The sequence below is a fragment of the Pseudomonas sp. URIL14HWK12:I6 genome (genome assembly GCF_000514195.1).
GTDB classification, from domain to species: domain Bacteria; phylum Pseudomonadota; class Gammaproteobacteria; order Pseudomonadales; family Pseudomonadaceae; genus Aquipseudomonas; species Aquipseudomonas putida_A.
Genome location: NZ_KI911360.1, coordinates 27,501 through 49,766, shown reverse-complemented (window position 1 = coordinate 49,766; position 22,266 = coordinate 27,501). Strand labels below are relative to the sequence as shown.

Annotated in this window: 21 protein-coding genes and 1 pseudogene; 10 read left to right on the top strand and 12 right to left on the bottom strand. The window is 62.2% G+C overall.

The features are described from left to right. The first annotated feature begins 43 nt into the window (after positions 1-43). The gene (locus H043_RS0128280; RefSeq protein ID WP_027614620.1) at positions 44-859 is read left to right on the top strand and encodes a gamma-carboxygeranoyl-CoA hydratase; all 816 of its coding nucleotides are present in this window, start codon (positions 44-46) and stop codon (positions 857-859) included. Next, on the top strand, positions 859-2,808 hold the full coding sequence (locus tag H043_RS0128275; RefSeq protein WP_027614619.1) for an acetyl/propionyl/methylcrotonyl-CoA carboxylase subunit alpha: 1,950 nt from the start codon (positions 859-861) through the stop codon (positions 2,806-2,808). The genes H043_RS0128280 and H043_RS0128275 overlap by 1 nt, the downstream gene beginning before the upstream one ends. 39 nt (positions 2,809-2,847) lie before the next feature. Here the strand turns inward: H043_RS0128275 and H043_RS0128270 are convergent, their stop codons facing one another. Beyond that, complete coding sequence (locus H043_RS0128270) at positions 2,848-3,507, bottom strand: LexA family transcriptional regulator (protein WP_027614618.1); 660 nt, start codon at positions 3,505-3,507, stop codon at positions 2,848-2,850. Positions 3,508-3,638: 131 nt separating this feature from the next. On the opposite strand from H043_RS0128270, the gene H043_RS0128265 reads away from it, so the two are divergent. The 3 genes from H043_RS0128265 to H043_RS0128255 all read left to right on the top strand — a co-directional run bounded on the left by H043_RS0128265 (position 3,639) and on the right by H043_RS0128255 (position 6,959). Beyond that, complete coding sequence (locus H043_RS0128265; RefSeq protein WP_027614617.1) at positions 3,639-3,977, top strand: DUF3077 domain-containing protein; 339 nt, start codon at positions 3,639-3,641, stop codon at positions 3,975-3,977. Between the two features lie 481 nt (positions 3,978-4,458). Then, entirely contained in the window at positions 4,459-5,610 is a 1,152-nt protein-coding gene (locus H043_RS0128260) for a M14-type cytosolic carboxypeptidase (protein WP_027614616.1), read from the top strand. Positions 5,611-5,759: 149 nt separating this feature from the next. Continuing rightward, on the top strand, positions 5,760-6,959 hold the full coding sequence (locus H043_RS0128255) for an MFS transporter (RefSeq protein WP_027614615.1): 1,200 nt from the start codon (positions 5,760-5,762) through the stop codon (positions 6,957-6,959). On the opposite strand, the gene H043_RS0128250 is transcribed toward H043_RS0128255, so the two are convergent. Further along, the gene (locus tag H043_RS0128250) at positions 6,956-7,501 is read right to left on the bottom strand and encodes a cytochrome b (RefSeq protein WP_027614614.1); all 546 of its coding nucleotides are present in this window, start codon (positions 7,499-7,501) and stop codon (positions 6,956-6,958) included. The genes H043_RS0128255 and H043_RS0128250 overlap by 4 nt on opposite strands. After that, entirely contained in the window at positions 7,498-8,592 is a 1,095-nt protein-coding gene (locus H043_RS0128245) for a catalase family peroxidase (protein ID WP_027614613.1), read from the bottom strand. The genes H043_RS0128250 and H043_RS0128245 overlap by 4 nt, the downstream gene beginning before the upstream one ends. Before the next feature lie 157 nt (positions 8,593-8,749). Between H043_RS0128245 and H043_RS0128240 the strand changes: the two genes are divergently transcribed. Together H043_RS0128240 and H043_RS0128235 are read left to right on the top strand one after the other, a co-directional pair. Further along, positions 8,750-9,256 carry an RNA polymerase sigma factor gene (locus H043_RS0128240; protein ID WP_027614612.1) on the top strand — a complete coding sequence of 169 codons (507 nt, stop codon included), beginning with the start codon at positions 8,750-8,752 and terminating at the stop codon, positions 9,254-9,256. Next, a complete protein-coding gene (locus tag H043_RS0128235; protein ID WP_027614611.1) occupies positions 9,253-10,008 on the top strand; it encodes an anti-sigma factor in 756 nt (251 codons plus the stop codon). The genes H043_RS0128240 and H043_RS0128235 overlap by 4 nt, the downstream gene beginning before the upstream one ends. 18 nt (positions 10,009-10,026) lie before the next feature. On the opposite strand, the pseudogene H043_RS30910 reads toward H043_RS0128235, so the two are convergent. From H043_RS30910 to H043_RS0128200, 8 genes and pseudogenes are all read right to left on the bottom strand, one after another. Continuing rightward, positions 10,027-10,125 (bottom strand): annotated as a pseudogene (locus H043_RS30910) (metal ABC transporter ATP-binding protein); the annotation flags it as partial. 8 nt (positions 10,126-10,133) lie between these two features. Further along, a complete protein-coding gene (locus H043_RS0128230) occupies positions 10,134-11,105 on the bottom strand; it encodes a spore coat U domain-containing protein (protein ID WP_027614610.1) in 972 nt (323 codons plus the stop codon). Continuing rightward, positions 11,102-13,459: a fimbria/pilus outer membrane usher protein gene (locus H043_RS0128225; RefSeq protein ID WP_027614609.1), complete on the bottom strand. Its 2,358-nt coding sequence runs from the start codon at positions 13,457-13,459 to the stop codon at positions 11,102-11,104. The genes H043_RS0128230 and H043_RS0128225 overlap by 4 nt, the downstream gene beginning before the upstream one ends. A 244-nt stretch (positions 13,460-13,703) precedes the next feature. Beyond that, on the bottom strand, positions 13,704-14,492 hold the full coding sequence (locus tag H043_RS0128220) for a molecular chaperone (protein ID WP_027614608.1): 789 nt from the start codon (positions 14,490-14,492) through the stop codon (positions 13,704-13,706). 34 nt (positions 14,493-14,526) lie between these two features. Beyond that, the gene (locus H043_RS0128215; protein WP_027614607.1) at positions 14,527-15,027 is read right to left on the bottom strand and encodes a spore coat U domain-containing protein; all 501 of its coding nucleotides are present in this window, start codon (positions 15,025-15,027) and stop codon (positions 14,527-14,529) included. Between the two features lie 4 nt (positions 15,028-15,031). After that, on the bottom strand, positions 15,032-15,568 hold the full coding sequence (locus H043_RS0128210; RefSeq protein ID WP_027614606.1) for a spore coat U domain-containing protein: 537 nt from the start codon (positions 15,566-15,568) through the stop codon (positions 15,032-15,034). 20 nt (positions 15,569-15,588) lie between these two features. After that, positions 15,589-16,122, bottom strand: coding sequence for a spore coat U domain-containing protein (locus H043_RS0128205; protein WP_027614605.1), 534 nt, complete (start codon positions 16,120-16,122; stop codon positions 15,589-15,591). A gap of 104 nt (positions 16,123-16,226) precedes the next feature. Then, on the bottom strand, positions 16,227-16,748 hold the full coding sequence (locus H043_RS0128200) for a spore coat U domain-containing protein (protein ID WP_027614604.1): 522 nt from the start codon (positions 16,746-16,748) through the stop codon (positions 16,227-16,229). A 287-nt stretch (positions 16,749-17,035) separates the two neighbouring features. Between H043_RS0128200 and zapE the strand changes: the two genes are divergently transcribed. Then, a complete protein-coding gene (gene zapE / locus H043_RS0128195) occupies positions 17,036-18,157 on the top strand; it encodes a cell division protein ZapE (RefSeq protein ID WP_027614603.1) in 1,122 nt (373 codons plus the stop codon). A 213-nt stretch (positions 18,158-18,370) separates the two neighbouring features. After that, positions 18,371-19,684 (top strand): protein kinase, encoded by a 1,314-nt coding sequence (locus H043_RS0128185; RefSeq protein ID WP_027614602.1) that lies wholly within the window; start codon positions 18,371-18,373, stop codon positions 19,682-19,684. 123 nt (positions 19,685-19,807) lie between these two features. Here the strand turns inward: H043_RS0128185 and H043_RS0128180 are convergent, their stop codons facing one another. Further along, entirely contained in the window at positions 19,808-20,512 is a 705-nt protein-coding gene (locus H043_RS0128180; protein WP_027614601.1) for a YebC/PmpR family DNA-binding transcriptional regulator, read from the bottom strand. A 219-nt stretch (positions 20,513-20,731) separates the two neighbouring features. Between H043_RS0128180 and H043_RS0128175 the strand changes: the two genes are divergently transcribed. Continuing rightward, positions 20,732-22,117 (top strand): type VI secretion system Vgr family protein, encoded by a 1,386-nt coding sequence (locus tag H043_RS0128175; protein WP_027614600.1) that lies wholly within the window; start codon positions 20,732-20,734, stop codon positions 22,115-22,117. The last annotated feature ends 149 nt before the right edge of the window (positions 22,118-22,266 follow it).

Genomic DNA, 22,266 nt, shown 5'->3' with positions numbered 1-22,266 from the left:
GCGAGCAAGCCCGCTCCCACAGAAACCGTGGAGACGGATGAATATGAGCGATTTCAACACCCTTGAACTGCAGAACGATCCACGGGGTTTCGCCACCCTGTGGCTCAACCGTGCGGAAAAGAACAACGCGTTCAACGCCGAGATGATCCGCGAGCTGATTCTGGCATTGGACAAGGTTGCCAGCGACGCCAGCCTGCGTTTCCTGTTGGTGCGCGGGCGTGGCAGGCATTTCAGCGCCGGCGCCGATCTGGCGTGGATGCAGCAATCGGCCGAACTCGATTACCACACCAACCTGGACGATGCCCGCGAACTGGCGGAGCTGATGTACAACCTCGCCAAGCTGAAAATCCCGACCGTGGCCGTGGTGCAGGGCGCGGCGTTCGGCGGCGCGCTGGGGCTGATCAGTTGCTGCGACATGGCAATCGGCGCCGATGACGCGCAATTCTGTCTGTCGGAAGTGCGCATCGGCCTGGCGCCGGCGGTGATCAGTCCGTTCGTGGTGCAGGCCATCGGCGAACGTGCGGCACGTCGCTATGCGCTGACCGCCGAGCGCTTCGGCGGGCAGCGTGCGCGGGAAATCGGTTTGTTGTCCGAGAGCTACCCGGCCGCCGAGCTTGATCAAGCCGTCGAACAATGGATCGATAACCTGCTGCTCAACAGTCCGGCCGCGATGCGCGCCAGCAAGGATCTGCTGCGCGAAGTCGGCAACGGCGCGCTGACCCCGGCCCTGCGCCGTTACACCGAAAACGCCATCGCGCGCATCCGCGTCAGCCCCGAAGGCCAGGAAGGCCTGCGCGCCTTCCTGCAAAAACGTGCACCGAGCTGGCAAGCCGCAACCACCCCCAAGGAGCCGCGTTGATGAGCGCACCTGTTCTCACCACCCTGCTGGTGGCCAACCGCGGCGAGATCGCTTGCCGGGTCATGCGTACCGCCAAGGCGCTGGGCCTGACCACCGTCGCCGTGCACAGCGCCACCGACCGCGAAGCGCGGCACAGCCGCGAAGCGGATATCCGCGTTGATCTCGGGGGCAGCAAAGCCGCCGACAGTTATCTGCAAATCGACAAGCTGATCGCGGCGGCCAAGGCCAGCGGCGCGCAGGCGATTCACCCGGGGTACGGTTTCCTGTCGGAGAATGCCGGCTTCGCCCGTGCCATTGAACAGGCCGGGCTGATTTTCCTCGGCCCGCCCGCTTCGGCCATCGACGCGATGGGCAGCAAATCCGCAGCCAAGGCGCTGATGGAAACCGCCGGTGTGCCGCTGGTGCCGGGCTATCACGGCGAGGCGCAGGATCTCGAAACCTTCCGCGATGCCTGCGCACGCATTGGCTATCCGGTGCTGCTCAAGGCTACGGCCGGTGGCGGCGGCAAAGGTATGAAAGTGGTTGAGGACGTCAGCCAACTGGCCGAAGCGCTGGCCTCGGCGCAGCGTGAGGCGCAGTCGTCGTTCGGCGATTCGCGGATGCTGGTGGAGAAATACCTGCTCAAACCACGCCATGTGGAAATTCAGGTGTTCGCCGATCAGCATGGCAACTGCCTGTACCTCAACGAGCGTGATTGCTCGATCCAGCGCCGGCACCAGAAGGTCGTCGAAGAAGCCCCGGCCCCGGGCCTGACCCCGGAACTGCGCCGCGCCATGGGCGAAGCGGCCGTGCGTTCGGCGCAGGCGATCGGTTACGTCGGTGCCGGCACCGTCGAGTTTCTGCTCGATGCGCGTGGCGAATTCTTCTTCATGGAGATGAACACGCGCTTGCAGGTCGAGCACCCGGTCACCGAAGCGATCACTGGCCTAGATCTGGTGGCGTGGCAGATTCGTGTGGCGCGCGGTGAAGCGCTGCCGATCACCCAGGATCAGGTGCCGCTCAATGGCCATGCGATTGAAGTGCGCCTGTATGCCGAAGATCCGTCGAATGATTTCCTGCCCGCCACCGGACGTCTGGAGCTTTACCGTGAATCGGCCGCCGGACCGGGGCGTCGGGTGGATAGCGGGGTTGCAGAAGACGATGAAATTTCGCCGTTCTACGACCCGATGCTCGGCAAGCTGATTGCCTGGGGCGAAGATCGCGAACAGGCGCGCCTGCGGCTGTTGAGCATGCTCGATGAGTTCGCGATTGGCGGCTTGAAGACCAACATCAACTTCCTGCGGCGGATCATCGCGCATCCCGCGTTTGCTGCGGCGGAGCTGGATACCGGGTTTATTCCGCGTTATCAGGAAACGCTGCTGCCCGCTCCGGGTGAGCTGAGCGATGAGTTCTGGCAGACCGCAGCGCAGGCTTTCGCGCAGAGTCTGCCGGGCGCTGTTCGGGCGGATGACCTGGGTTCGCCGTGGGCGTTGAACAGCGGGTTGCGCGCAGGGTTGCCGGCGGAAGTCACCTTGCACTTGAGCTGCGAAGGTCAGGATCGGGCGTTGACCTTGGGCAGCACCGACAACGCCAAACTGTCGGATGAAGCATTGGTCGTCGAGCACGATGGCGTACGTCGCAACTTGCGTGCCATTCGTCAGGGCGATTCGCTGTACCTGCAATGGGAAGGCGAGTTGCGGCGTATTCAGATGTTCGACCCAATCAGCGCCGTCGACGCCAGCCACAGCCATCAGGGCGGTCTGACTGCGCCTATGAACGGCAGCATCGTGCGGGTGTTGGTGGAGGCCGGGCAATCGGTCGAGGCCGGTGCGCAACTGGTGGTGCTGGAGGCGATGAAGATGGAGCACAGCATTCGCGCGCCCCATGCGGGAGTGATCAAAGCGCTGTATTGCCAGGAAGGCGAAATGGTCGGCGAAGGCAGCGCTTTGGTGGAACTGGAAGCCGAGTAAATGGGAGATCGATCCTACGCCGAGCGAGGATCGATCTGACTAGAAACGCGCCGTGGCCTGAACCACCACGCCGATGATTCGACACTCATCGGTGAACAGGGCTTTGGGCCAGGTCGGATTGAGCGGTACCAGATAACGCTGGCCGCCCTCTTCGTCGAGCTTGCGGAAGATCGCTTCGTCGCAGCCCTGCCACTGGGCGATCACCAGTTTGCCGGGCAGCGCCTCCACCTCCGGGTCCACCAGGATCAGCATGCCTTCGGCGATGCTCTGACCTGAAGGTGCGGTCATCGAATTTCCCGTCACGGTTAGCCAGAACGCTGCGCCACGGGCGTGATAGTCCGTCAGTTCGAAGCGCTGCTTGTCATGTGACGGGGCGTAAGCGGCGGTTGCACTCTCACGCGATTCGCACGGCGTGTGCCAATCGCTGACCGGATAGCGGAAATACGGGTTGTACTTCTGCGCCAGCGGCATCTCGTCATCGTCGGTCTCCTGCGGCTCGCGAATCACCAGCACCACTTCAAGGAAGTCCATCCCCAGCGCCTGCAATACGCGGTTCATTTCCGTAATACCCGGCTCGCGACGTTTGTTCAGCCAATGGCCGATCCCGCCCTGGGACATGCCGACGCGCTCTCCGAGCTCTGTTTGAGTGATTTTGAGTTCACTCATCTTGGCCTTGACCAACTCAATCCATTTATCCATGTGCGGCACCTTACTTGCCCCGCCTTCGGCCGGCAAAACACATATTGTAGTATTTAAATCCTCGTCACAACTACGCATCGTACTATGCTGGAAGCACGGACTTTCAATCGAACAAGGAGTGCCCCTTCACCATGAATATCAGCAGCAAAGACTTGCCCGATCTGCAAATGGACACCACGTTCACCTCCCCTCAAGGCAACGCGGCAGCGCAGCGAGCACTGGACTATTACTTGAAACCAGCTGTTTCAGAACCCGAGGTCGAGGAGCGATTTTTCAATGTAAAACGCCATCTCAGCGGCGAAGAGGCCCTCGTGCACGCGTCGGATCTGTTGCGCTGTGCAGCGGCCACGGCCTTCAAGGCAGCAGAAAACCTGCAGGGCGCGAGCCGCGACCTGGCATTTTCGGTGGTGCATATGGTGGATATGGCGCGGGCGATGGTCGACCATTCAATTGATGGCGAACAGCTCTGACGGACACGGGAAGCGGACGGACAGAAAAGAATTTTCCGATCGCGCAGATAAAAACATTTGACTTGCAAATGATAATGATTATTATTGCAAGCAGCTGGTCGCGAGATCAGTCGATGGACCAGAGACCTTAGGTCGGTCTTCTGGACTATCTCCTCATCAGGCTAATCACGGTTTTTGACCCGGCTTTTTGCCGGGTCTTTTTTTGCCCGTTTTTCGGGCTTATGGCTTCAGGCTAATGAAGTCTTTGGGTGCTGCAAATTCGATGGCGCGGATAATATCAAAAGAATATCGCTTGGCAAGCAAAGCCCGGCCCGATTGGGGCAAACTAATGACAATTAGCACTTGAGAATCAATCGCACAGTCTCTAAGCTGCTTGCGCGTCACGGAAGACGCCCCCCACCGCAACCCGCAATTTCCCTCGGTTTCAGCCCTGTCTTGCGTGTAAAGTAGCCGCCATAAAAATCATATTCAGGAACCGATTATGACCGTGGCCAAATCTTCGTTCGACATCAGCGCCAACTTCGACAGCGGCAACATTCAAGTCATCGACATCTCCAATCCGCTCAACCCGGTTCTGGCCATTCGCCCGGATACCCGGAGCGCGCATTTTCAGTGGTTCCACTTCAAGGCCAGCGGCCTGCACGTTGGCCAAGAGCATTGGTTTCGTCTGAATAACGCCAGCCAATCCTCGTACAACAAAGCCTGGACCGGTTATCAAGCCGTGGCGTCCTACGACCATGTCAACTGGTTCCGCGTACCAACGATTTTCGAAGGCGACTGTCTGCGCTTCTCCCTCGAAGCCACGCAGACCCACGCCTGGTTCGCCTACTTCGAACCCTACAGCCGAGGTCGTCACGACTGGCTGATCGAGCAAGCGCTGACCAAGGCCGGCACCGAACTGCTGGCCACCGGCAAAAGCGTCGAGGGTCGTGACATTCAGTTGCTGCGCAAGGGCAGCGGCGCCGAAGGCCAGCGCAAAGTCTGGATCATCGCGCAACAGCACCCGGGCGAACACATGGCCGAATGGTTCATGGAAGGCGTGATCGAACGCCTGGAGCGCCACGACGACCCGGTGCTGAACAAGCTGCTGGCCAGCGCCGATCTGTATCTGGTACCGAACATGAACCCGGACGGCGCCTTCCACGGGCATTTGCGTACCAACGCCATGGGCCAGGACCTGAACCGCGCCTGGCAGAGCGCCAGTCAGGACATCAGCCCAGAGGTACTTTTCGTACAACAGCAGATGGAAAAGTACGGCGTCGATCTATTCCTCGACGTACACGGTGATGAAGAAATTCCCCACGTGTTCACCGCCGGTTGCGAAGGCAACCCGGGTTACACGCCGCGCATCGAGAAGCTCGAAGAGCATTTCCGCACGCACCTCAAGCACACCACGAAAGACTTCCAGACCAAATATGGCTACACCCGCGACGAACCGGGTCAGGCCAACATGACCCTGGCCTGCAACGCGGTCGGCCAGAAATACGACTGCCTGTCGCTAACCCTGGAAATGCCGTTCAAGGATCACGACGACCATCCGAACAAAGAAACGGGCTGGTCGGGCAAGCGCTCGAAACAGTTGGGCAAGGACGTGCTGACCACCATCGCCGACATGGTCGATACCCTGCGCTGATCCCTCCCCCGCTCCCCCCAAAGATCGCAGCTGTGTCTGCGATCTTTTTTTTGCGCAATCAAACGCCATGACCAACAAGGTTGCAAATTAAAACCAGAATGCTTACCGTGATTCTGGTTTTAATTTGAAACCCAAAAAGGAAACAGGGCATGCAACCTCAACCTCTCAAAAGCAGCGTGGTGCTGCTGTTTGCCGTCGCCTGTGGACTGGCGGTGGGCAACGTGTATTACGCGCAGCCGCTGCTGGACGCCATGGCCGATGCCTTCGCCATGTCACCGGCAACCATCGGCATCGTCATTACCCTGACGCAAATCGGCTATGGCATCGGTCTGGTATTGCTGGTGCCACTCGGCGACCTGCTCAACCGACGGCGACTGATCGTCACCCAGACCCTGCTCTCGGCCGCCGCGCTGTTGATGATCGCGCTGGCACCCAGCAGTGTGTGGTTGCTGCTCGGCATGACCCTGACCGGTTTGCTCGCGGTGGTGACGCAAGTGCTGGTGGCCTACGCCGCGACCCTGGCGATCCCGGCGCAACGCGGCCGGGTGGTCGGCGTGGTCACCAGCGGCATCGTCGTCGGCATTCTGCTCGCGCGCACCATTGCCGGGGCCATGGCTGATCTGGCGGGTTGGCGGGCGATCTATCTGCTGTCGGCGGGGCTGACGCTGCTGATGGCACTGCTGCTGTTGCGCGTCTTGCCCAAGAATGAAGCCGCGCAGCCCGCAAGCCGTTACGGCGCGCTGATCGCTTCGGTATTCAGCCTGTTCAGGCAAGAGCCGGTGCTGCGCCAACGGGCGATTCTCGCGCTGCTGACCTTTGCCAGCGCCATGGTGCTGTGGACGCCGATGGTGCTGCCGCTGGCCGCCCCGCCGCTGTCGTTATCCCATAGCGAAATTGGCCTGTTCGGCTTGGCCGGCGCCGCCGGTGCACTCGCCGCCGCGCGCGCCGGACATCTGGCTGATCGCGGTCTGGGCCAATGGGTCAGCGGTCTGTCGCTGCTGCTGATGCTCGCCTCGTGGCTGCCGATCGCCCTCACCCAGTCCTCGCTGTGGGCGCTGTTGCTCGGCGTGATCACCCTCGATCTGGGCTTGCAGGCCGTGCACGTCACCAGCCAGAGCATGATCTACAGCGTACGCCCTGAAGCGCAAAGCCGCCTCACCGCCGGCTACATGCTGTTCTATTCGATCGGCAGTGCATTGGGTTCGATTACCTCGACGGCGATGTACGCCTGGGCCGGCTGGACCGGCGTGTGTCTGCTTGGCGCCGTTATCAACGCAGTGGCGCTGAGTTATTGGTGGCTGACTCTGAAAAGTGGCGCACCGCAGCGGTGCGCCACACAGACGGGTTAATCGCGATCGCGACCGCGCAACATGCTGTCGAGCACCTCGTCGCGGCGCACCCAACCATGGAACAGCGCCGCTGCCAGGTGCAACAGCACGGTCAGGAACAACAGGTACGCCAGATAACCATGCGCCTTGCGCAGCAGGGCAAACACTTGCGCATCGGCCGGCAGGATCGACGGCAACTGCAGGGTATTGCTGAGCATCACCGGCTCCCCCGACGCACTGATCATCGCCCAACCGAGCAGCGGCAGCACCAGCATCAAGGCGTACAACAACACATGCGAAGCCTTGGCCGCCATCACTTGCCAGCCCGGCAGATCCGCCGGCAGCGGCGGCTGTCGAGTGGAAAACCGCACCAACAGGCGCACGACCACCAGCAACAGAATCGCGATCCCCAATGGTTTGTGCAGATGAATCAGCCATTCATGCCGCTGTGAAACCGAAGTGACCATGCCGGCGCCAATGAACAACATGGCGATGATCATCAGCGCCATCAGCCAATGCAGCAGCCGCGCCAACAGCGCGAAATGAGTCGGTTGCGTGCTCATGGGCGAGCCTCCTGTCTGGCGGCGGGCAATTGGCTGACTTCACTGGTGCGCCGTAGATAGGAATCGGCGTAACCGGCGGAACGCGCGGCGAGCAGCGGGTCGTCGGAACCTTCGATACCGGCCGGCAACACCAGCGGATCGTAGTTGATGTCGCGGCATTCGCCGCTGAGCTGCGGCTGGGTCTTCTCCAGCACCAGCGTGCCGGCGTTGATCACCTTGCGGCCCTCGGGCCAGGTTTTACTGGCATCGTTCACCGGATCACCGGGGTTGGCCAGGGTGATATTCAGCTGCCAGCGCAACGGCCCTTCGGCCAGACGCTGCACCAGATCCTTCTCGAGAAAATCCGCCCCCTCCGGCGCCAAGGCTCCGGCGGCATCGCGCGCCAGTGGCGTGACACTCCAGCGCACCGCCTGCTTCTGCCCACTGGCGTTGACCAGATAGAACGCATTCACGCTGTTGTAGGTTTCAGTGGCATAGCTGGCCGACGGTTTGGCGCTCTTCACCCACGTCAAAAACGGCACGGCTTCCGGGTGCGCGGCAAAGAATGCCGGCACTTTCGACGGATCCGGTTTGCCCGTGGCCGGATCCGGTGACTGCGCCTGCTGCAACTGATAGAACGCCTCGGGAGTGCCGACCGGGAACACCGGCATGCTGTTCATCCCGGTTCGCCATTGCTGACCGTTGGCCTGGGTGAAACGCAGCGCCAGACTGCGGATCGGCACACTGCTATCCGGGGCGTAGGGATTCCCTGCCGGCAATGCGAAGCGCCCGACCACCGGAGTCTGCGCCTCGTTGAACACCTGTGCGGAAGAAAACGCCCGCGCCTCGCCACTGCTCTCGAAATGCCCGATCACACACACGCCCTTGGCGTGGTTGCGCCGGAACCCGGGATGCACACCGTTGTTTTTCTCCAGCACATCGACCAGCGCCTTGGGCGTCAGACGTTGTGGGTCAAGATTACCGTGCACGTAGGCAAACGCCCCGGCGACAGCGGCAACCACCACGGCAATCGCCGTCAGGCGCAACACTGTGCTCGCGGCACTCAAGGGCGGGCGCGACGGCCTGCCCGGCGGTGAAGTGCGATCAACCATGAATAACTCCAGGGCCATCGGCCACAAGTAGGAAGAATCAGCAAGACGCGCCCCAGCGGGATTTATTCCATGGCCCGGTATTTATTTTTCCGAACGTGGAATAACCTCGAACGGCAGACGTCTCCCTAGTCCACAGCGTAGTGACTAGCAGAAATTCATGAGCGAATTCGACGAACAGTTGAGAGAAATCATTCCCAGATTGCGCCGCTTTGCCGTGTCGTTGACCCGCAACAGCAGCAGCGCCGACGATCTGGTGCAGGCCAGCCTCGAGCGGGCCCTGTCCGGCTGGAGCGCGAAACGCGCCGAGGGTGATGTGCGCGCGTGGCTGTTCGCGATTCTCTATCGGCAATTTCTCGACGCCCATCGGCGCTCGCGCCGTTATGCGCGGATGCTCGAATTTTTCACCGGGCGCGATGACGCCGAACCCTCGACCGAGCGCACCGTGATTGCCCAATCGACCCTGCAAGCCTTCGATCGCCTGCCCACCGAACAACGCGCGCTGTTGCTGATGGTCTCGGTCGAAGGCCTGAGCTACAAGGAAGTCGCGGACATCCTCGACGTCCCCACAGGCACGGTGATGTCGCGCCTGTCCCGCGCCCGCCAGGCCTTGCGCCAGCTCAGCGACGGCGAAATCAGCAGCCCTTCTTTGCGGATACTCAAATGATCAGCATGCCCCCCAGCGAGCGCGACCTGCACGCGTACGTCGATCACCAACTCAACGAAGCCGACCGGCGTCTGGTCGACACCTGGCTGACCACTCACCCGGAAGCCGCCGCGCAGGTGCGCGCCTGGCAGCACGACGCCCAGTTGTTGCGCGCAGCCCTGGGCGGTGCCTTGCAGCAACCGGCCAATCCGGAACTCGATCCGACGCTGATTCGCCAGCGCCTCAAGCGTCAGTCGCGTCGTCACCTGGCCAGCGCGGCGGTGTTGCTGATCGCGGTCGGCATCGGCGGTTTCAGTGGCTGGCAGGCGCGGGAAATGACCCTCGTGCGCTCTTCCATGCTGCCGATGACCGATGCCTTGCAGGCCTATCGTTTGATCGCCCAGCAAGGGATTTTGCCGGCGGACTACAAAGTCGACAGTGACGGCGACATGCAGCATTGGCTCGACCGCTATTTCACCCGGGCCAGTCGCTTGCCGGATCTGAAATCCGCGGGTTTCGAACCGGTCAGTGGCCGCCTGCTCAGCACCGATGAAGGCCCGGCGGCGATGGTGGTGTATGAGGATCGCAGCGGCCACAAGGTCAGTTTCTATGTGCGGCCACCGGGGCCGAAGAACACCTTCCTGCCACGCGGCAGTCGCAGCGACGGCGATCTGCAGGCCGATTACTGGTCCGGTGGCGGGTACAACTATGCGATGGTCAGCCCGACGGATTCGCCGGCGGTGCAGCAATTGAGGCAGTCACTGCCATTGTGAAAACTGCGCCAATCCCCCCTGTGGGAGCGGGCTTGCTCGCGAATACGGTGTGTCATTCAACAATGATGGTGACTGATCTATCGCTTTCGCGAGCAAGCCCGCTCCCACAGGGGTCATCGTATGAGTCAGAACCCTACGTCGAGCACCACATTGTCCAGGTAAGTGCCCGCCGGCGGTGTGGTCTGATCGGTGTAGATCTTCGCGTTGTAGTTGAAGATCTGACTTCCGGTGCCCAGCCCATTCCCCGGATTCACCTCGGCATCGGTGCTCGACCGGCGTGCGCTGCCGACACTGCCCCAACGAGTGGTGCCAGCGCTTTTGAAGATGTCGTAGGCCAGATAGTTGCTCCCGGAAATCATCCGCCGCCGGCCGCCGACACTAGCCGGGTTCTGTCCGTCGCTCAAACCGACGGTGTAAGCACTGCCCTTGGTGCAGGCCAGATTGATGGTCTGCCCGATCACCGGGGTAAAGGCACTGATTACCGGCGCACTGCCAAAGGCAATGTTCGGCGCAGTAATCGTGCAGTCGTTGGACACGGTCAGGTTCACCGTCAACGTCGCGGTACCGCTATTGATGTCGCGCCCCAGACAAACACTGCCGATACCGATCCCGGAGCAGTAATTCCAGTTCCAGAAAATGCTCAGGGTTTCCGTATAAACCCCGGCGGCGACGTTACTGCCAATGGTCGTGCCCAGATACAGCGGCACGGTTTTCGGGGTGGTGCCGTTGAGCAATCCCAAGGCATCGATAATGCCGTTACGGGCGAAGTCGAAGGCGCTGCCACGGGTGACCGGGTAGCTGGTGCTGTTGTTGGCGTAGATCGTGTAGCCGATGACGTCGCCGGTCGGCCCGAGCAAACCACTCTGGGTCGAGGTGATGGTGGCGTAGAAATGGTCGTTGCTGGTCAGCAATGACAACAGCGAACCGGTACAACTCAACCCGGCATTGAGCGTGGAACTGGGCTGCGTCGTGGTGCGCACGGCAATCGAACTGATCGAACCGAACGCCGCCGGCGTGGTGCTGACCACCGAACACAAGGCCTGCGCCATCCCCGGCAACAGTAACGCCAGACACAGGCAAATCCGCGCCGCGTTCATTGGCACACCAACGGGCCGATCAGCGGCACCTGGCTTTGCTGCATGTCGACAGCGAATTGCGTCTTACAGGTTTTGCCGTCGGCCAGCGTCACCTGCAACGAGTTCTGCGCCTGGAGGTTTTCCAGATAGACCAAGCCGTCCCAACCGACCACCGTGCGCGCGCCACTCTGCTCGTGCAGCACGCCCGCGCCCAATGGCAATTCACGCTGCTGCGCATCCACCAGCACGATACTCGCAGCGATCACCCGGGTCAGTGGAAACTCCAGCAAATAACCGCTGCCACGGCGTACGGCGATGCGCTGTTCGACGTTGGGGCTGCGCACGTTGGCCGGCAGATTCAGCGGATCGATTTCGTATTTGCCGCGGTAGTACGCGCTGCTCCACGGCACCAGCAAGTGGCCGTTTTTATCGGTTTGACCGACCTGCTGGTTTTCGTAGCGCACCGGAATGTCGGCGAAACCCTCGGTGCTGACCACCACAAACGCGTCGTCGATGCGATTGGCGGCGAACACTTGGCGGTCCATCCACACCAGCGAGCCACTGGCATCGGCCCAACGGGTCTCGGCGTCGGACGTGCCGTAGACTCCGGCCTGCAACTGCACCGATTGCAGACGCCAGGTCACGTCGGCCTGGCGATAGTCTGGACCGTCACCCTTGGCATACCCCAGATTGAAACCGACACCGCCCTCGGTCGGCACCGAACGACTGTAATTGACCCGCTGCTGACTCTGCCCGGTCTTGCTGCGCTCGCTGCTGATCGCCAGGCTGCCGCGCAGATCGAACGGGATCACCAGTTGCGCCTGCACTGCCCAGTTGCTGTCGCCAATCTCGCGGTTGGCCGACAGATAGAAGCTGCTGTTGCGCCACAGCGGTTTGCTCCAGCTCAGGTTGAGCAGACGCGTGCGCGAATCGTCCGCCGCGCGCACATCGAAATAACCGGCACCGAGGCTGCCCCAGCGCTCGAGGTTGACGCTCAGGGTCGCTTGCTCGCTGCGCCGGCTGAGGCTGATGTAAGGGCTGTCGATCACGCTGAGGTCGGCGTACTGATCGCGGCGTTGCAGGCGCTGCCAGGAAAAACTGTAGCGCTGGCTGCTGTACTGATAACCGAGACTCAACTGCTCGCCGCCGTCGCCGTCGAATCGGCTCTGACTGATGGCGCTGTTGAGTACGCCGAAATTGCCCAGACGCCAATTGCCGCCGATCCCGCCGAGGGTCAACGAGTCAGCCGCTTCGGCGTGGCTTTCCAGGGTGAAGCTGTCGCTGACACCGTAGCGCAGGCTGCCGGAAGTCACGCCGGGGCCATAGCTGAAGTCCTTCAAGCCGTAATCGCGGCGCAACGTACCGGCCGCCACCGAGAAATCACTCAGGCCTTTTTGCAGCAGACTGCTGGTGACATAGAACGGCACCGTGGTCGACACCTGCCGCCCCAACGCATCGGTGGTCACCACCACCGCCTCCCCGGCGCCGTTGATGAAGGGAATGTTGGTCAGGGTATACGGCCCCGGTTGCAGGTCGGTGCTGCTCGACTTGTAGCCGTTGATGAACAGATCCACCGACGACGGCACCGCGGCCTCGCCGGCGAACTGCGGCAACGGATAAGTCACCAGATCCGGGCGCACGGCAAAGTCCCGCGAGAACTGCACACCGCCCAGACGCACCGAGTTGCTCCACGGCAACGCGCCGCTGATCACGTCACCGCCCTCGTAGGTGAGCATTCGCTCGTCGTCGGAGTAACGCCAGGTGGTGTCGTAGCGCAGGTAGCCGTTGTCCAGTGTGCTGACCGAATCGCCGGACAAGGTGCGCCGGTACTGCCCGGTGTTGGACAACGTGCCCCAGCTATCGAACAGCCGCACCTCGTTCCACGCCGCCAGATAAGTGCCGGCATCGTCGGTGTCGTTGAGGTACAGGTCATAGTTGAACAACGCGCCGAAACTGCTCAGCGCCGGGGTGCGCGGATAGTTCTCGCGATTACCGATGAACTGATCCGGCAGCCACTGCGGCGGCACATCCAGAAGCAGGCGCTGGCCGACACTGTCGTAATCGCTGTGCAGTCCAGGCAGGCCGTCGAGATCAACTTCGGCACCAGGATTGCCCGGCAATTTCATCCCGGTTTCAGCCAATACGCTGGCCGGCAAAAACAGATGCCCGTCACGTTGCTGCACCGCCACCACCCGCCCGGTGTTCATCTGATTGACCACCAACTCCAGAAACAACTGTGCATCACTCACGGCCTCCATGCCGCTGGGCGGTGGCGGCAGTTCGCCGGCCTCGGATGGTTGCACGAACATCAGGCAACACGCGCCGGTCATGAGCCACAACGGACGCTGAATACGACGAGCCCATCCCGGGCTCATACACGCTTTACGTCCGTCAATGGACTCGATCCTCCTGATGCCACTCTTGCCAAAGCCAGTTATCTTTCTCTGGAATTTTGACGACACGATGCATTCATTGTGGCGAGGGAGCTTGCTCCCGCTCGGCGGCGCAGCCGTCGTCAGAACTGTTTGAGCGGACTACCTGACACGGCTTGGGGCTGCTTCGCAACCCAGCGGGAGCAAGCTCCCTCGCCACAAAAGTCCACTCGGCATGGCTCCCTTTTCAGCGTCCCGGCGCAATGCTCTGCACCTGGACCCCGCCATTGACTCGCACTTGCAACGCCGACTCACTCGCCAACGCCCCAGGTGCCGGCCAGCGCATCACCGCGCCCGGCAGCACATAACCCAACAACCCCTCGGCTAATGGCTTGCTCTGTCCACCCTGTTTGATCGCCACGTCGGTCAGCCGCGCATGCACCGCGCCCTGATTGCGCACTTCGATATACGGTCGACCGTCCACCGCCACCGTGCGCCAGCTCAGCTGCGGCACACCGATACCTTTGGGGTCACGCGGGCGGGTGCTGTCTTCCTTGCTCCACAGCCCCGCGCCGTAGGCAAACAAGGGCACCGAATAGCGCATCTGAAAGCGGATCGCGGCTGCGGTTTTGCCGCCCTCGGCGGCCGGCGGCTGGGCGGAAGGGATTTCGTCGATGATGATCCGGTAAGCCAGTTCCTGCCCCGGCGGCACATCCTTGGTCCGGGTCAGGCGCACCAGTTGTTTTTGCCCCGGCTCGATCTTCGCCACTGGCGGGCTGCCGATCACGTCGCGCTGGTTCTGGTATTGCTCTGCAAAGCCGCTCTGGCTCCAGCCGAACACGCGGATCTGCAGGTTGGCGGTTTCCGTGCCACGGTTTTCCAGCCATAGCGCACTGGCCTGTTGATCGGCCTCCAGCACCGGATCGATCGGCCAGATCAGCACCGAACTGGCGGCCTGCGCATGGCCGGCCCCGAGCATGACCAGCGCCAGCAACGCGCCCTGCAACAACGAATGCCCAGACGTAACTGCCCCCATGAACCTGCTCCTTGTCGGCCATTCAAATGTCGCTTTACCACGACAGCTGCACCTGCAACACGTCGCTGTACGTGCCCCCGGGCTGATTGCCCGGCAATTGCACCTGACCGTAAATCGGCAGGCTGATGTTGTTTGCATCGCTATAGGCCACCGCCACGCTCTGGCCGACGCCCAGGCTCTGGCTGTAAGCCGCATCGCGGAACAGCGCATACGCCACCCGCGCACTGCCGCTGTTGATCTGCATGTGGCGACCGCTGCTGTTGTACTGGCCGCCATCGACCGTCATGTTCAGTGCCACCCCCGGCGTGCATTGCAACTGCACGCCGCCGGTCAATGCCACTTGCACCGTGCCGGTCGCGAGGGCCGAACTCGAACCGAAATTCAGTCCGCCGTAATTCGACACCCCGCCCACCACCAGGCATCCCGGCGTGATGGTCGCGCTGACCTGAAAGCTCTGGCTGGTCGCCGCCCCCAGCGGCAGCGGCACACTGCCCGCACAGAGCAGGAGCAGCGCGGCACAGCCTTGGCGGCGCATGGCATCAGAACGTCAGTTCAACAGCGACGGTGTCGGTGTACGTCCCCGCCGGCAGTCCAGCCTTGCCCACCGCCTGACCGTAGATATTCACCGTCTGCGCCACGCCAGTGCTGGTCGCCAGGTTGATCGTGCCGTCGATCGGCAGCAGTTGCGAATGCCCGGCATCGGTGTAGAAGTCGTACGGCACGTAGTTGGCGACACCGTCATACAACGCGCGAGCGCCACCCGGCGATTGCCCGTCGTGAGCACCGGCACGCACCTTGACCACCGGGGTCGTGCCGCTGGAACAGAGAATCGACAGCGCCCCGCCGCCACCGCCCAGAACCTGCCCGCTGGCGGTGGTGAACAGGCTGTTGGCGGTGCCGAAGTTCAGCGCACCGAAGTTCAGGCCGGTGGAGCCGCCGGCGCCATTGACCTGACAGCTGCTGATCAGGGTCAGGCTGGCGGTGATCTGGCCGGTGACCGTGGTGGCGGCGTGGGCACTGGAAACCAGCGTCAGGCCGAGCAACGACAAACCTATCCTTGATGCAAACTTGCGCATGGTGTCCGTCCTCTACGGGGTTACCAGTCGAGCGTCACCGTCAGCGTGTCGGTGTAGACACCTGCCGGAACCGCGCGGGTATTCGCCACCACCGTGCCAAACACCGGAATCGGTATCTGCGCACCGCTGGTGACAGCGAAATTGTGTTGTTGGCCAATGCTGTAGCGCTGGCTACCGGAAGCATCCAGAAAGAGTTGATAAGGCAGGGTCTGGCGCCCGTTGCTCAGGCGGCGGGTGGTGCCGTCACCGTGGCTGCCGCCGTCGATGGTGACGGTGAAACCGGTGACCGAGGGATTGCAGGCGACGTTCAGCTTGCCGCTGCTGTCGCCGTCGAGACTGGCCTTGATCGGCGCGTTCCAGGTCGGCCCCTGCTGACCGAAATCGAGGATGCCCAGATTGCTCACCGGGATCGCCGGGGTGGCGCTGTTGGTGACTTCGCACCCGGCGATCAGGATCAGCCGCGCATTGATCTGCCCACTGATCGCCGCCTGTGCGTCGTCAGCGAGCAACAGCAACGTACCCGTGGCGATAACCATCCAGTGCTTGCCTGTCATAGCGTCCCTCCTACTCCTTCAGGATGCCTGCGTACCTTGCGTTCAGCATTGAACGCCCCTTCCCTGCGCAATCCGCCTCCAGCGAATTGCCTGAAATTCTGCACTCACCAGGTCACCGTGACCTTGACCAGATCCGAATAGCGGCTGACCTGCGGCACCTGCGCCAGACGCTCGATCCGTGCATACAGCGGCAGCTCCACTGTGCCGGTGTCCGGCACCCGGCCGCTGACCGGCACGTTCACCACCAGCGGCACCCGGCGCGCCGCGTCCTGATACAGCCGATAAGGAATCGGCTGGCTCCCCGCCGCCCCCGCCATGTAGCGAACCTCGCCAACGCCACCATGCAGGCCACCGTCGACCCGCAGTTGATACGGCGTGTCAGGGTTGCATTCCAGACGTGGCAACCGTTGGTTGGTCAGCGCCGCACCCAGTGGCCCGGCCGGGTCGTCGAGACGCGCAATACTGCCGAAATCCAGCACGCCCAATTGTTCGATACCCGCCTCGCGCTGCTCGCCGATCAACTGGCAGCCACGCTGCACGTCAACGCGGACTTCGACCTGAAGATCCGCCGCATGCACCGAGGCCCCAAGCACCCCGAGCAGGCCCATCACCACACGTACAATCACTGTCCCATTCCTTGTGAGGGAACATCCTGGATGACGTTACTGTGTTTCAGGGTAGCAACGGACAACGAATCCGCCAGTCGATTGGATCCATGGATCTGCCGGGATATGTTTCGAAAGTTTGGCAACACGGCGAATTACATCGCTGAAAATAGCTGTACGTCCCGCACAAATCTGTTCAGTGATCGCCCACAGTCGACGAGCCGCGATGGAAGCCGGGCGCAGCCTCTGGTTACACTACGGCGCCGCGCTCCCGGGCGCCGGTCTGATGAACACGGAGTGACTGCACTGTGCCCTCTCGAGCGCCCAAACGATCGCCACTGACCCTACGCTGGTCGGCGCTGCGCCGCTGGTTCGCCAAGGGCCGGCCCGCGAATGCCGGGCATGACGCGAATGCCCAGTCGATCCGCGAATATTTCCGGCACAAGGCTCACGGTCAGGGTTACACCCTCAGCCACAGCCAACAGCGGGTGATCGATTGCATGGCGCAGCAGGCCAGCCTGTTGTTCGGCGCCAAGCCGCAAATGCCGCCGAGCCTGTACCTGCATGGCGCGGTCGGACGCGGCAAGAGCTGGCTGCTCGACGGTTTTTTCCAGGCACTGCCGACCGCGCAGAAACAGCGCGTGCATTTCCATGAATTCTTTGCCCGGTTGCATCAGGGCATGTTCAACCATCGCGAACAAGACGACGCTCTCGGCGTCACCCTCGACGAGCTGTTAGCCGATTGCCAGGTACTGTGTTTCGACGAATTTCATGTGCATGACATCGGCGATGCGATGCTCATCACCCGCCTGTTCAAGGCCTTGTTCCAGCGCGGGATTCTGCTGCTGGTGACTTCCAACTATCCGCCGGAAGGCTTGCTGCCCAACCCGCTCTATCACGCGCGCTTCAAACCGGTGATCGAATTGATCAACGCCCGAATGCAAGTGATGGAGGTCGGCGGCCCGCACGATTACCGCAGCCAGGCGAGCAACCATGCGCATCAGGTTTTCACGCAGGGCCACTATGTGTGGCCAGCCACCGCAACCCAGCGCCAGGCGCTGAACCTGCCGCCCGAAGGTGCCCCGGCCATTGCGTTGCCGGTGGGCAGCCGACACGTTCAGGCGCGCCTGTGCGATGGCAGCCGGGTCGCTTTCGCCTTCAGCGACGTGTGCGAGCAACCGACAGCGGTGATGGATTATCTGGAGCTGTGTCGGCGTTTCGACCAGTGGATCATCGACGACCTGCCGGAACTCGGTGAGTGCTCGATCGCCGCACAACAGCGCTTCATCAACCTGATCGACGTGCTCTACGACCAGGACAAGCACCTGACCCTGCTCAGCCGCTTGCCACTGCGCGAGGCCCTTGGCGGGAATGCCATCGATCTGGCGCGCACCCGCAGTCGCCTGGGGCAGTTGCAGGAAACCCACTGATCCACTCAAGTCCCTTGTGGGAGCGAGCCTGCTCGCGAAAGCGTCCTGTCAGCCAATATTTCGCCAACTGACACTCCGCCTTCGCGAGCAGGCTCGCTCCCACAGGAATTAAAGGGGCCTCCAGTTCAGATCAATGCAAATCCCGGCTTTGCCGTTATCATGTCGCCCATTCCGAGCGCCCGGCGCTTCTTTCCTTTGATAGTGAACATCCCCATGCACACCCTTGCTCAATTGCGCGCCGGCGAGTTGTCGGGCATTACCCGGCTGGATCTGTCTTGCGGCCTGACCGAGTTCCCCCGGGAGATTTTCGAGCTGGCCGATACGCTGGAGGTGCTCAACCTCAGCGGCAACGCCTTGAGCAGCTTGCCCGACGACCTGCACCGCCTGACCAGGATGCGCATTCTGTTTTGCTCGGACAACCACTTCACCGAGGTGCCGGAATGCGTCGGAAAATGCGCGGCGCTGACGATGATCGGCTTCAAGGCCAACCGCATCAGCCACGTGCCGGGCCCAGCATTGCCGCCGCTGCTGCGCTGGTTGATCCTGACCGACAACTGCATCGAAAGCCTGCCCACCGAACTGGGTGAGCGCCCGTATCTGCAAAAACTGTTGCTGGCCGGCAATCGCCTGCAAGCGCTGCCCGCCTCAATGAGCCAGTGCCATCGCCTGGAGCTGATCCGCATCGCCGCCAACCAGATGCGTGAACTGCCGCAGTGGCTGCTGACCCTGCCGAGCCTGACCTGGCTGGCGTATGCCGGCAATCCGCTGGAAACCGAAGCCGATGCCGCCGCGCTGGAAGCCACGCCGCTGATCGACTGGTCGGCGCTGCGTCTGGAACAGCGCCTGGGCGAAGGCGCCTCGGGGGTGATTTCCCGGGCGCAGTGGCAGCGCGCCGACGGCTCGCAGGTGCCGGTCGCGGTGAAGCTCTATAAAGGTGAAATGACCAGCGACGGTTCGCCGCTGCACGAGATGAACGCCTGCATCACCGCCGGCCTGCACCCGAACCTGATCCGCGTGGAAGGCCGTATTCACGGGCATCCTGATGGCCAACAGGGGCTGGTGATGCAACTGATCGACCCAAGCTTTCGCAACCTCGCGGCATTGCCGAGCCTGGCGAGCTGCTCGCGGGATGTGTATGCCGAGGACTGCCGCTTCAGTGCCGAAGTGGCGCTGAACATTGCCAAGGGCATCGCTTCGGCGGCTGAACACTTGCATCAACAGGGCATCACCCACGGCGACCTCTACGGCCACAACATTCTGTTGAACGATCAGGGCGATTGCTTGCTCGGGGATTTCGGCGCGGCGTCGTTCCATGCCACCACCGACAACCTGGAAACCCGGGCACTGCAACGCATCGAAGTGCGGGCGTTCGGGGTTCTGCTCGGGGAATTGCTGGCGCGCGTCGACTCGGGGTTGAGCGATGAACAACGCGAGGTGCTGGAGGCGCTGGAACAGCGTTGCTGTCAGCCGGACGTGCTGGCGCGGCCGGGGTTCAGCGAAGTGATCGAGGTCCTGGAAACGCTTTAACTGACGCAAATCCTGTGGCGAGGGAGCTTGCTCCCGCTGGACGGCAAAGCCGTCCCAAAAACAACGACTGCCGCGCAGCCGAGCGGGAGCAAGCTCCCTCGCCACAGTTATCTTTGCAACAGATCAGCCCGCCAGACCGACAAACATGTCCTGCACGTCATCGTGGTTGTCGAGGCCTTCGAGGAACGCCTCGACTTCAGCCATCTGCTCGGCGCTCAGGCCGCTGACCGGGTTCTTCGGCTGGTAGCCGAGTTTGGCCGACAGCACGGTAAAACCTTGCTCAGGCAGGGCTTTCTGCACGGCATCGAGGTCGGTCGGATCGGTCAGGAACAGGGTCGCGCCCTCTTCGCCCGGCTCGAAGTCCTGGGCACCGGCCTCGATCGCGGCCATTTCCGGATCGGCGTCCGGGGTGTCCGGCGACGCTTCGATCATGCCGACGTGGTTGAAGTCCCAGGCCACCGAACCGGAAGCGCCCAGTTGACCCTTGCGGAACGCCACGCGGATTTCCGCGACGGTGCGGTTGATGTTGTCGGTGACGCACTCGACGATCAACGGAACCTGATGCGGCGCGAAACCTTCGTACGTCACGCGGTGGTACTGCACGGTTTCGCCCAGCAGGCCGGCGCCTTTCTTGATGGCGCGGTCCAGGGTTTCCTTGGGCATCGAGGCTTTCTTGGCCTGCTCGACCACCAGACGCAGGTGTGCGTTGGTGGCGGTATCGGCACCGTTGCGGGCAGCGATGGTGATTTCTTTCACCAGTTTGCCGAAGATCTTGCCCTTGGCGTTGGCTGCCGCTTCTTTGTGTTTAACCTTCCACTGTGCGCCCATTACTCACTCTCTTGATCTGTGGCGCCGAGACATCTATTGGCCGACGCGTGGCGCCAAGTTTATACGGCCTAAAGTCGGCAATCGACCAAAAAAATCATTGTTGAATCGACATCGTCACCACGACTTGTAGGGCGATTCTGAAAAGCCCACCAGCCATGACCATTCGTGCTCGCGTTTTCGTACCCTCTGCCGTCCGTATTGCCCACAGAGCCCGTACGAATGCTCAATGATAAGGAAAGCCCGTTCACCCTGACCCTGACCGACGGCCCGCTGTGCCTGCCGGTCTTGCGTTTCAGTGGCAAGGAAGCACTCAATCAGCCGTTTCGCTTCGAAATTGAAATGATCGGTCTGGCACCGGCGTTGCCCCCAGGCAGTCTGCTGCGCCAACCGGCGTTCCTGCGCCTGGGCGCCGATCACGGGATCCACGGTCTGATCCACAGCGTCAGTTGCGAGCATCGCGCCAGCCACCGCATCGGCTACCGGCTGATCCTCGTCCCGCTGCTGCTGAGCCTGGACCAGCCGCCCCGGCGCCGGGTCTTCGTGCAAACGAGCGTGCCGACGATCCTCGCGCAATTGCTCGGCGAGCATGAGTTGCCGGCGGACAGTTACCGGATCGAAATGAGCGTCGGCCAATACCCGCCGCGGCCCTTTTGCATCCAGTACGAAGAAAGTGACCTGGCCTTCGTGCAACGGCTGTGTGAGGAGGAAGGCATCCACTATCACTTCGAACATCACCCGAACGGGCATGTGCTGGTGTTTGCCGATGACAACCTCAGCCTGCCGCAGGAACCGTTGCCGGTGCCGTTTGGCATCACCGACGACACACCATCACCGCGCGTCAGCACGCTGTTTCAGCGCCATGACGCGCCACCGGTGATGGCTGCGCACGGCATTCGCAACCGCGGGCAGGAGGCCATCGCCACCGACGCGGCCAACCATCCCGTGCCCGCACTCGCACCGCAGAACCTGTCCGGCGAACAGCGTCACGCCGAACAACGCAGCCGTCGCCATCTGCAGCGCCAGCGCTGTCAGTCGCGCTCGATCCGGGGCACCTGCGATTGCAGCGCGTTGCGCAGCGGGCATCTGTTACAGATCAGCGAGCATCCGATCAATACCTTCAATGAACAATGGCTGATCACCGAACTGCACCACCAGGGCCAGCACCCCTCGATCCTCGACCCGACCACTGATGTGCATCGCTATCGAAACGACTTCACAGCCCTGCCCTGGTCAAGCGATTTTCGCCCGCCATTGGCACAGCCGCGCCCGAACATCGGCGGCTACCATCTGGCACAAGTGCTGGGATCGCCCGGCCAGCCCGCGCAACTGGATGATCGCGGGCGCATCGGCGTCAACCTCTGGCCGGCGCAGACAACTGAGTCTGCATGCCTGTGGCTTCCAATCGCACTGACCGGCGCCGGCCGTCTCGCCACCCACCAGTTGCCCCGCGCCGGCAGTGAGGTGTGGGTCAGCTTCCTCGACAGCGACCCGGATCGACCGATTCTGTGCCTCGCCAACCCACGCCCTGCGCCACCGAGTGAAACACCACCACCGCGCGACAGCAGCCTGTTGCTCGATTGGCTGCTGCACGGTGCCGATCCGTAAGCGCCGCAGACATTGGCATTGAGTACACCTGGAAGAAACTGGGTGGTTGTGAGGTCGCTATCGCTGGCAAGCCAGCTCCCACAGTTGGATTGGGTGTGGGCTGTTGGAGATTGGTCGGCTGGGAGATTGCTATCGCTGGCAAGCCAGCT

What these genes read in the sequence shown, in the direction of transcription:
- H043_RS0128210 (WP_027614606.1), bottom strand. Translation starts at nt 15,568, where the DNA reads ATGCGCAAGTTTGCATCAAGGATAGGTTTGTCGTTGCTCGGCCTGACG.
- H043_RS0128275 (WP_027614619.1), top strand. Translation starts at nt 859, where the DNA reads ATGAGCGCACCTGTTCTCACCACCCTGCTGGTGGCCAACCGCGGCGAG.
- H043_RS0128280 (WP_027614620.1), top strand. Translation starts at nt 44, where the DNA reads ATGAGCGATTTCAACACCCTTGAACTGCAGAACGATCCACGGGGTTTC.
- H043_RS0128250 (WP_027614614.1), bottom strand. Translation starts at nt 7,501, where the DNA reads ATGAGCACGCAACCGACTCATTTCGCGCTGTTGGCGCGGCTGCTGCAT.
- H043_RS0128235 (WP_027614611.1), top strand. Translation starts at nt 9,253, where the DNA reads ATGATCAGCATGCCCCCCAGCGAGCGCGACCTGCACGCGTACGTCGAT.
- H043_RS0128270 (WP_027614618.1), bottom strand. Translation starts at nt 3,507, where the DNA reads ATGGATAAATGGATTGAGTTGGTCAAGGCCAAGATGAGTGAACTCAAA.
- H043_RS0128205 (WP_027614605.1), bottom strand. Translation starts at nt 16,122, where the DNA reads ATGACAGGCAAGCACTGGATGGTTATCGCCACGGGTACGTTGCTGTTG.
- H043_RS0128230 (WP_027614610.1), bottom strand. Translation starts at nt 11,105, where the DNA reads ATGAACGCGGCGCGGATTTGCCTGTGTCTGGCGTTACTGTTGCCGGGG.
- H043_RS0128180 (WP_027614601.1), bottom strand. Translation starts at nt 20,512, where the DNA reads ATGGGCGCACAGTGGAAGGTTAAACACAAAGAAGCGGCAGCCAACGCC.
- H043_RS0128215 (WP_027614607.1), bottom strand. Translation starts at nt 15,027, where the DNA reads ATGCGCCGCCAAGGCTGTGCCGCGCTGCTCCTGCTCTGTGCGGGCAGT.
- H043_RS0128175 (WP_027614600.1), top strand. Translation starts at nt 20,732, where the DNA reads ATGCTCAATGATAAGGAAAGCCCGTTCACCCTGACCCTGACCGACGGC.
- H043_RS0128260 (WP_027614616.1), top strand. Translation starts at nt 4,459, where the DNA reads ATGACCGTGGCCAAATCTTCGTTCGACATCAGCGCCAACTTCGACAGC.
- H043_RS0128265 (WP_027614617.1), top strand. Translation starts at nt 3,639, where the DNA reads ATGAATATCAGCAGCAAAGACTTGCCCGATCTGCAAATGGACACCACG.
- H043_RS0128185 (WP_027614602.1), top strand. Translation starts at nt 18,371, where the DNA reads ATGCACACCCTTGCTCAATTGCGCGCCGGCGAGTTGTCGGGCATTACC.
- H043_RS0128220 (WP_027614608.1), bottom strand. Translation starts at nt 14,492, where the DNA reads ATGGGGGCAGTTACGTCTGGGCATTCGTTGTTGCAGGGCGCGTTGCTG.
- H043_RS0128240 (WP_027614612.1), top strand. Translation starts at nt 8,750, where the DNA reads ATGAGCGAATTCGACGAACAGTTGAGAGAAATCATTCCCAGATTGCGC.
- H043_RS0128245 (WP_027614613.1), bottom strand. Translation starts at nt 8,592, where the DNA reads ATGGTTGATCGCACTTCACCGCCGGGCAGGCCGTCGCGCCCGCCCTTG.
- H043_RS0128225 (WP_027614609.1), bottom strand. Translation starts at nt 13,459, where the DNA reads ATGAGCCCGGGATGGGCTCGTCGTATTCAGCGTCCGTTGTGGCTCATG.
- H043_RS0128255 (WP_027614615.1), top strand. Translation starts at nt 5,760, where the DNA reads ATGCAACCTCAACCTCTCAAAAGCAGCGTGGTGCTGCTGTTTGCCGTC.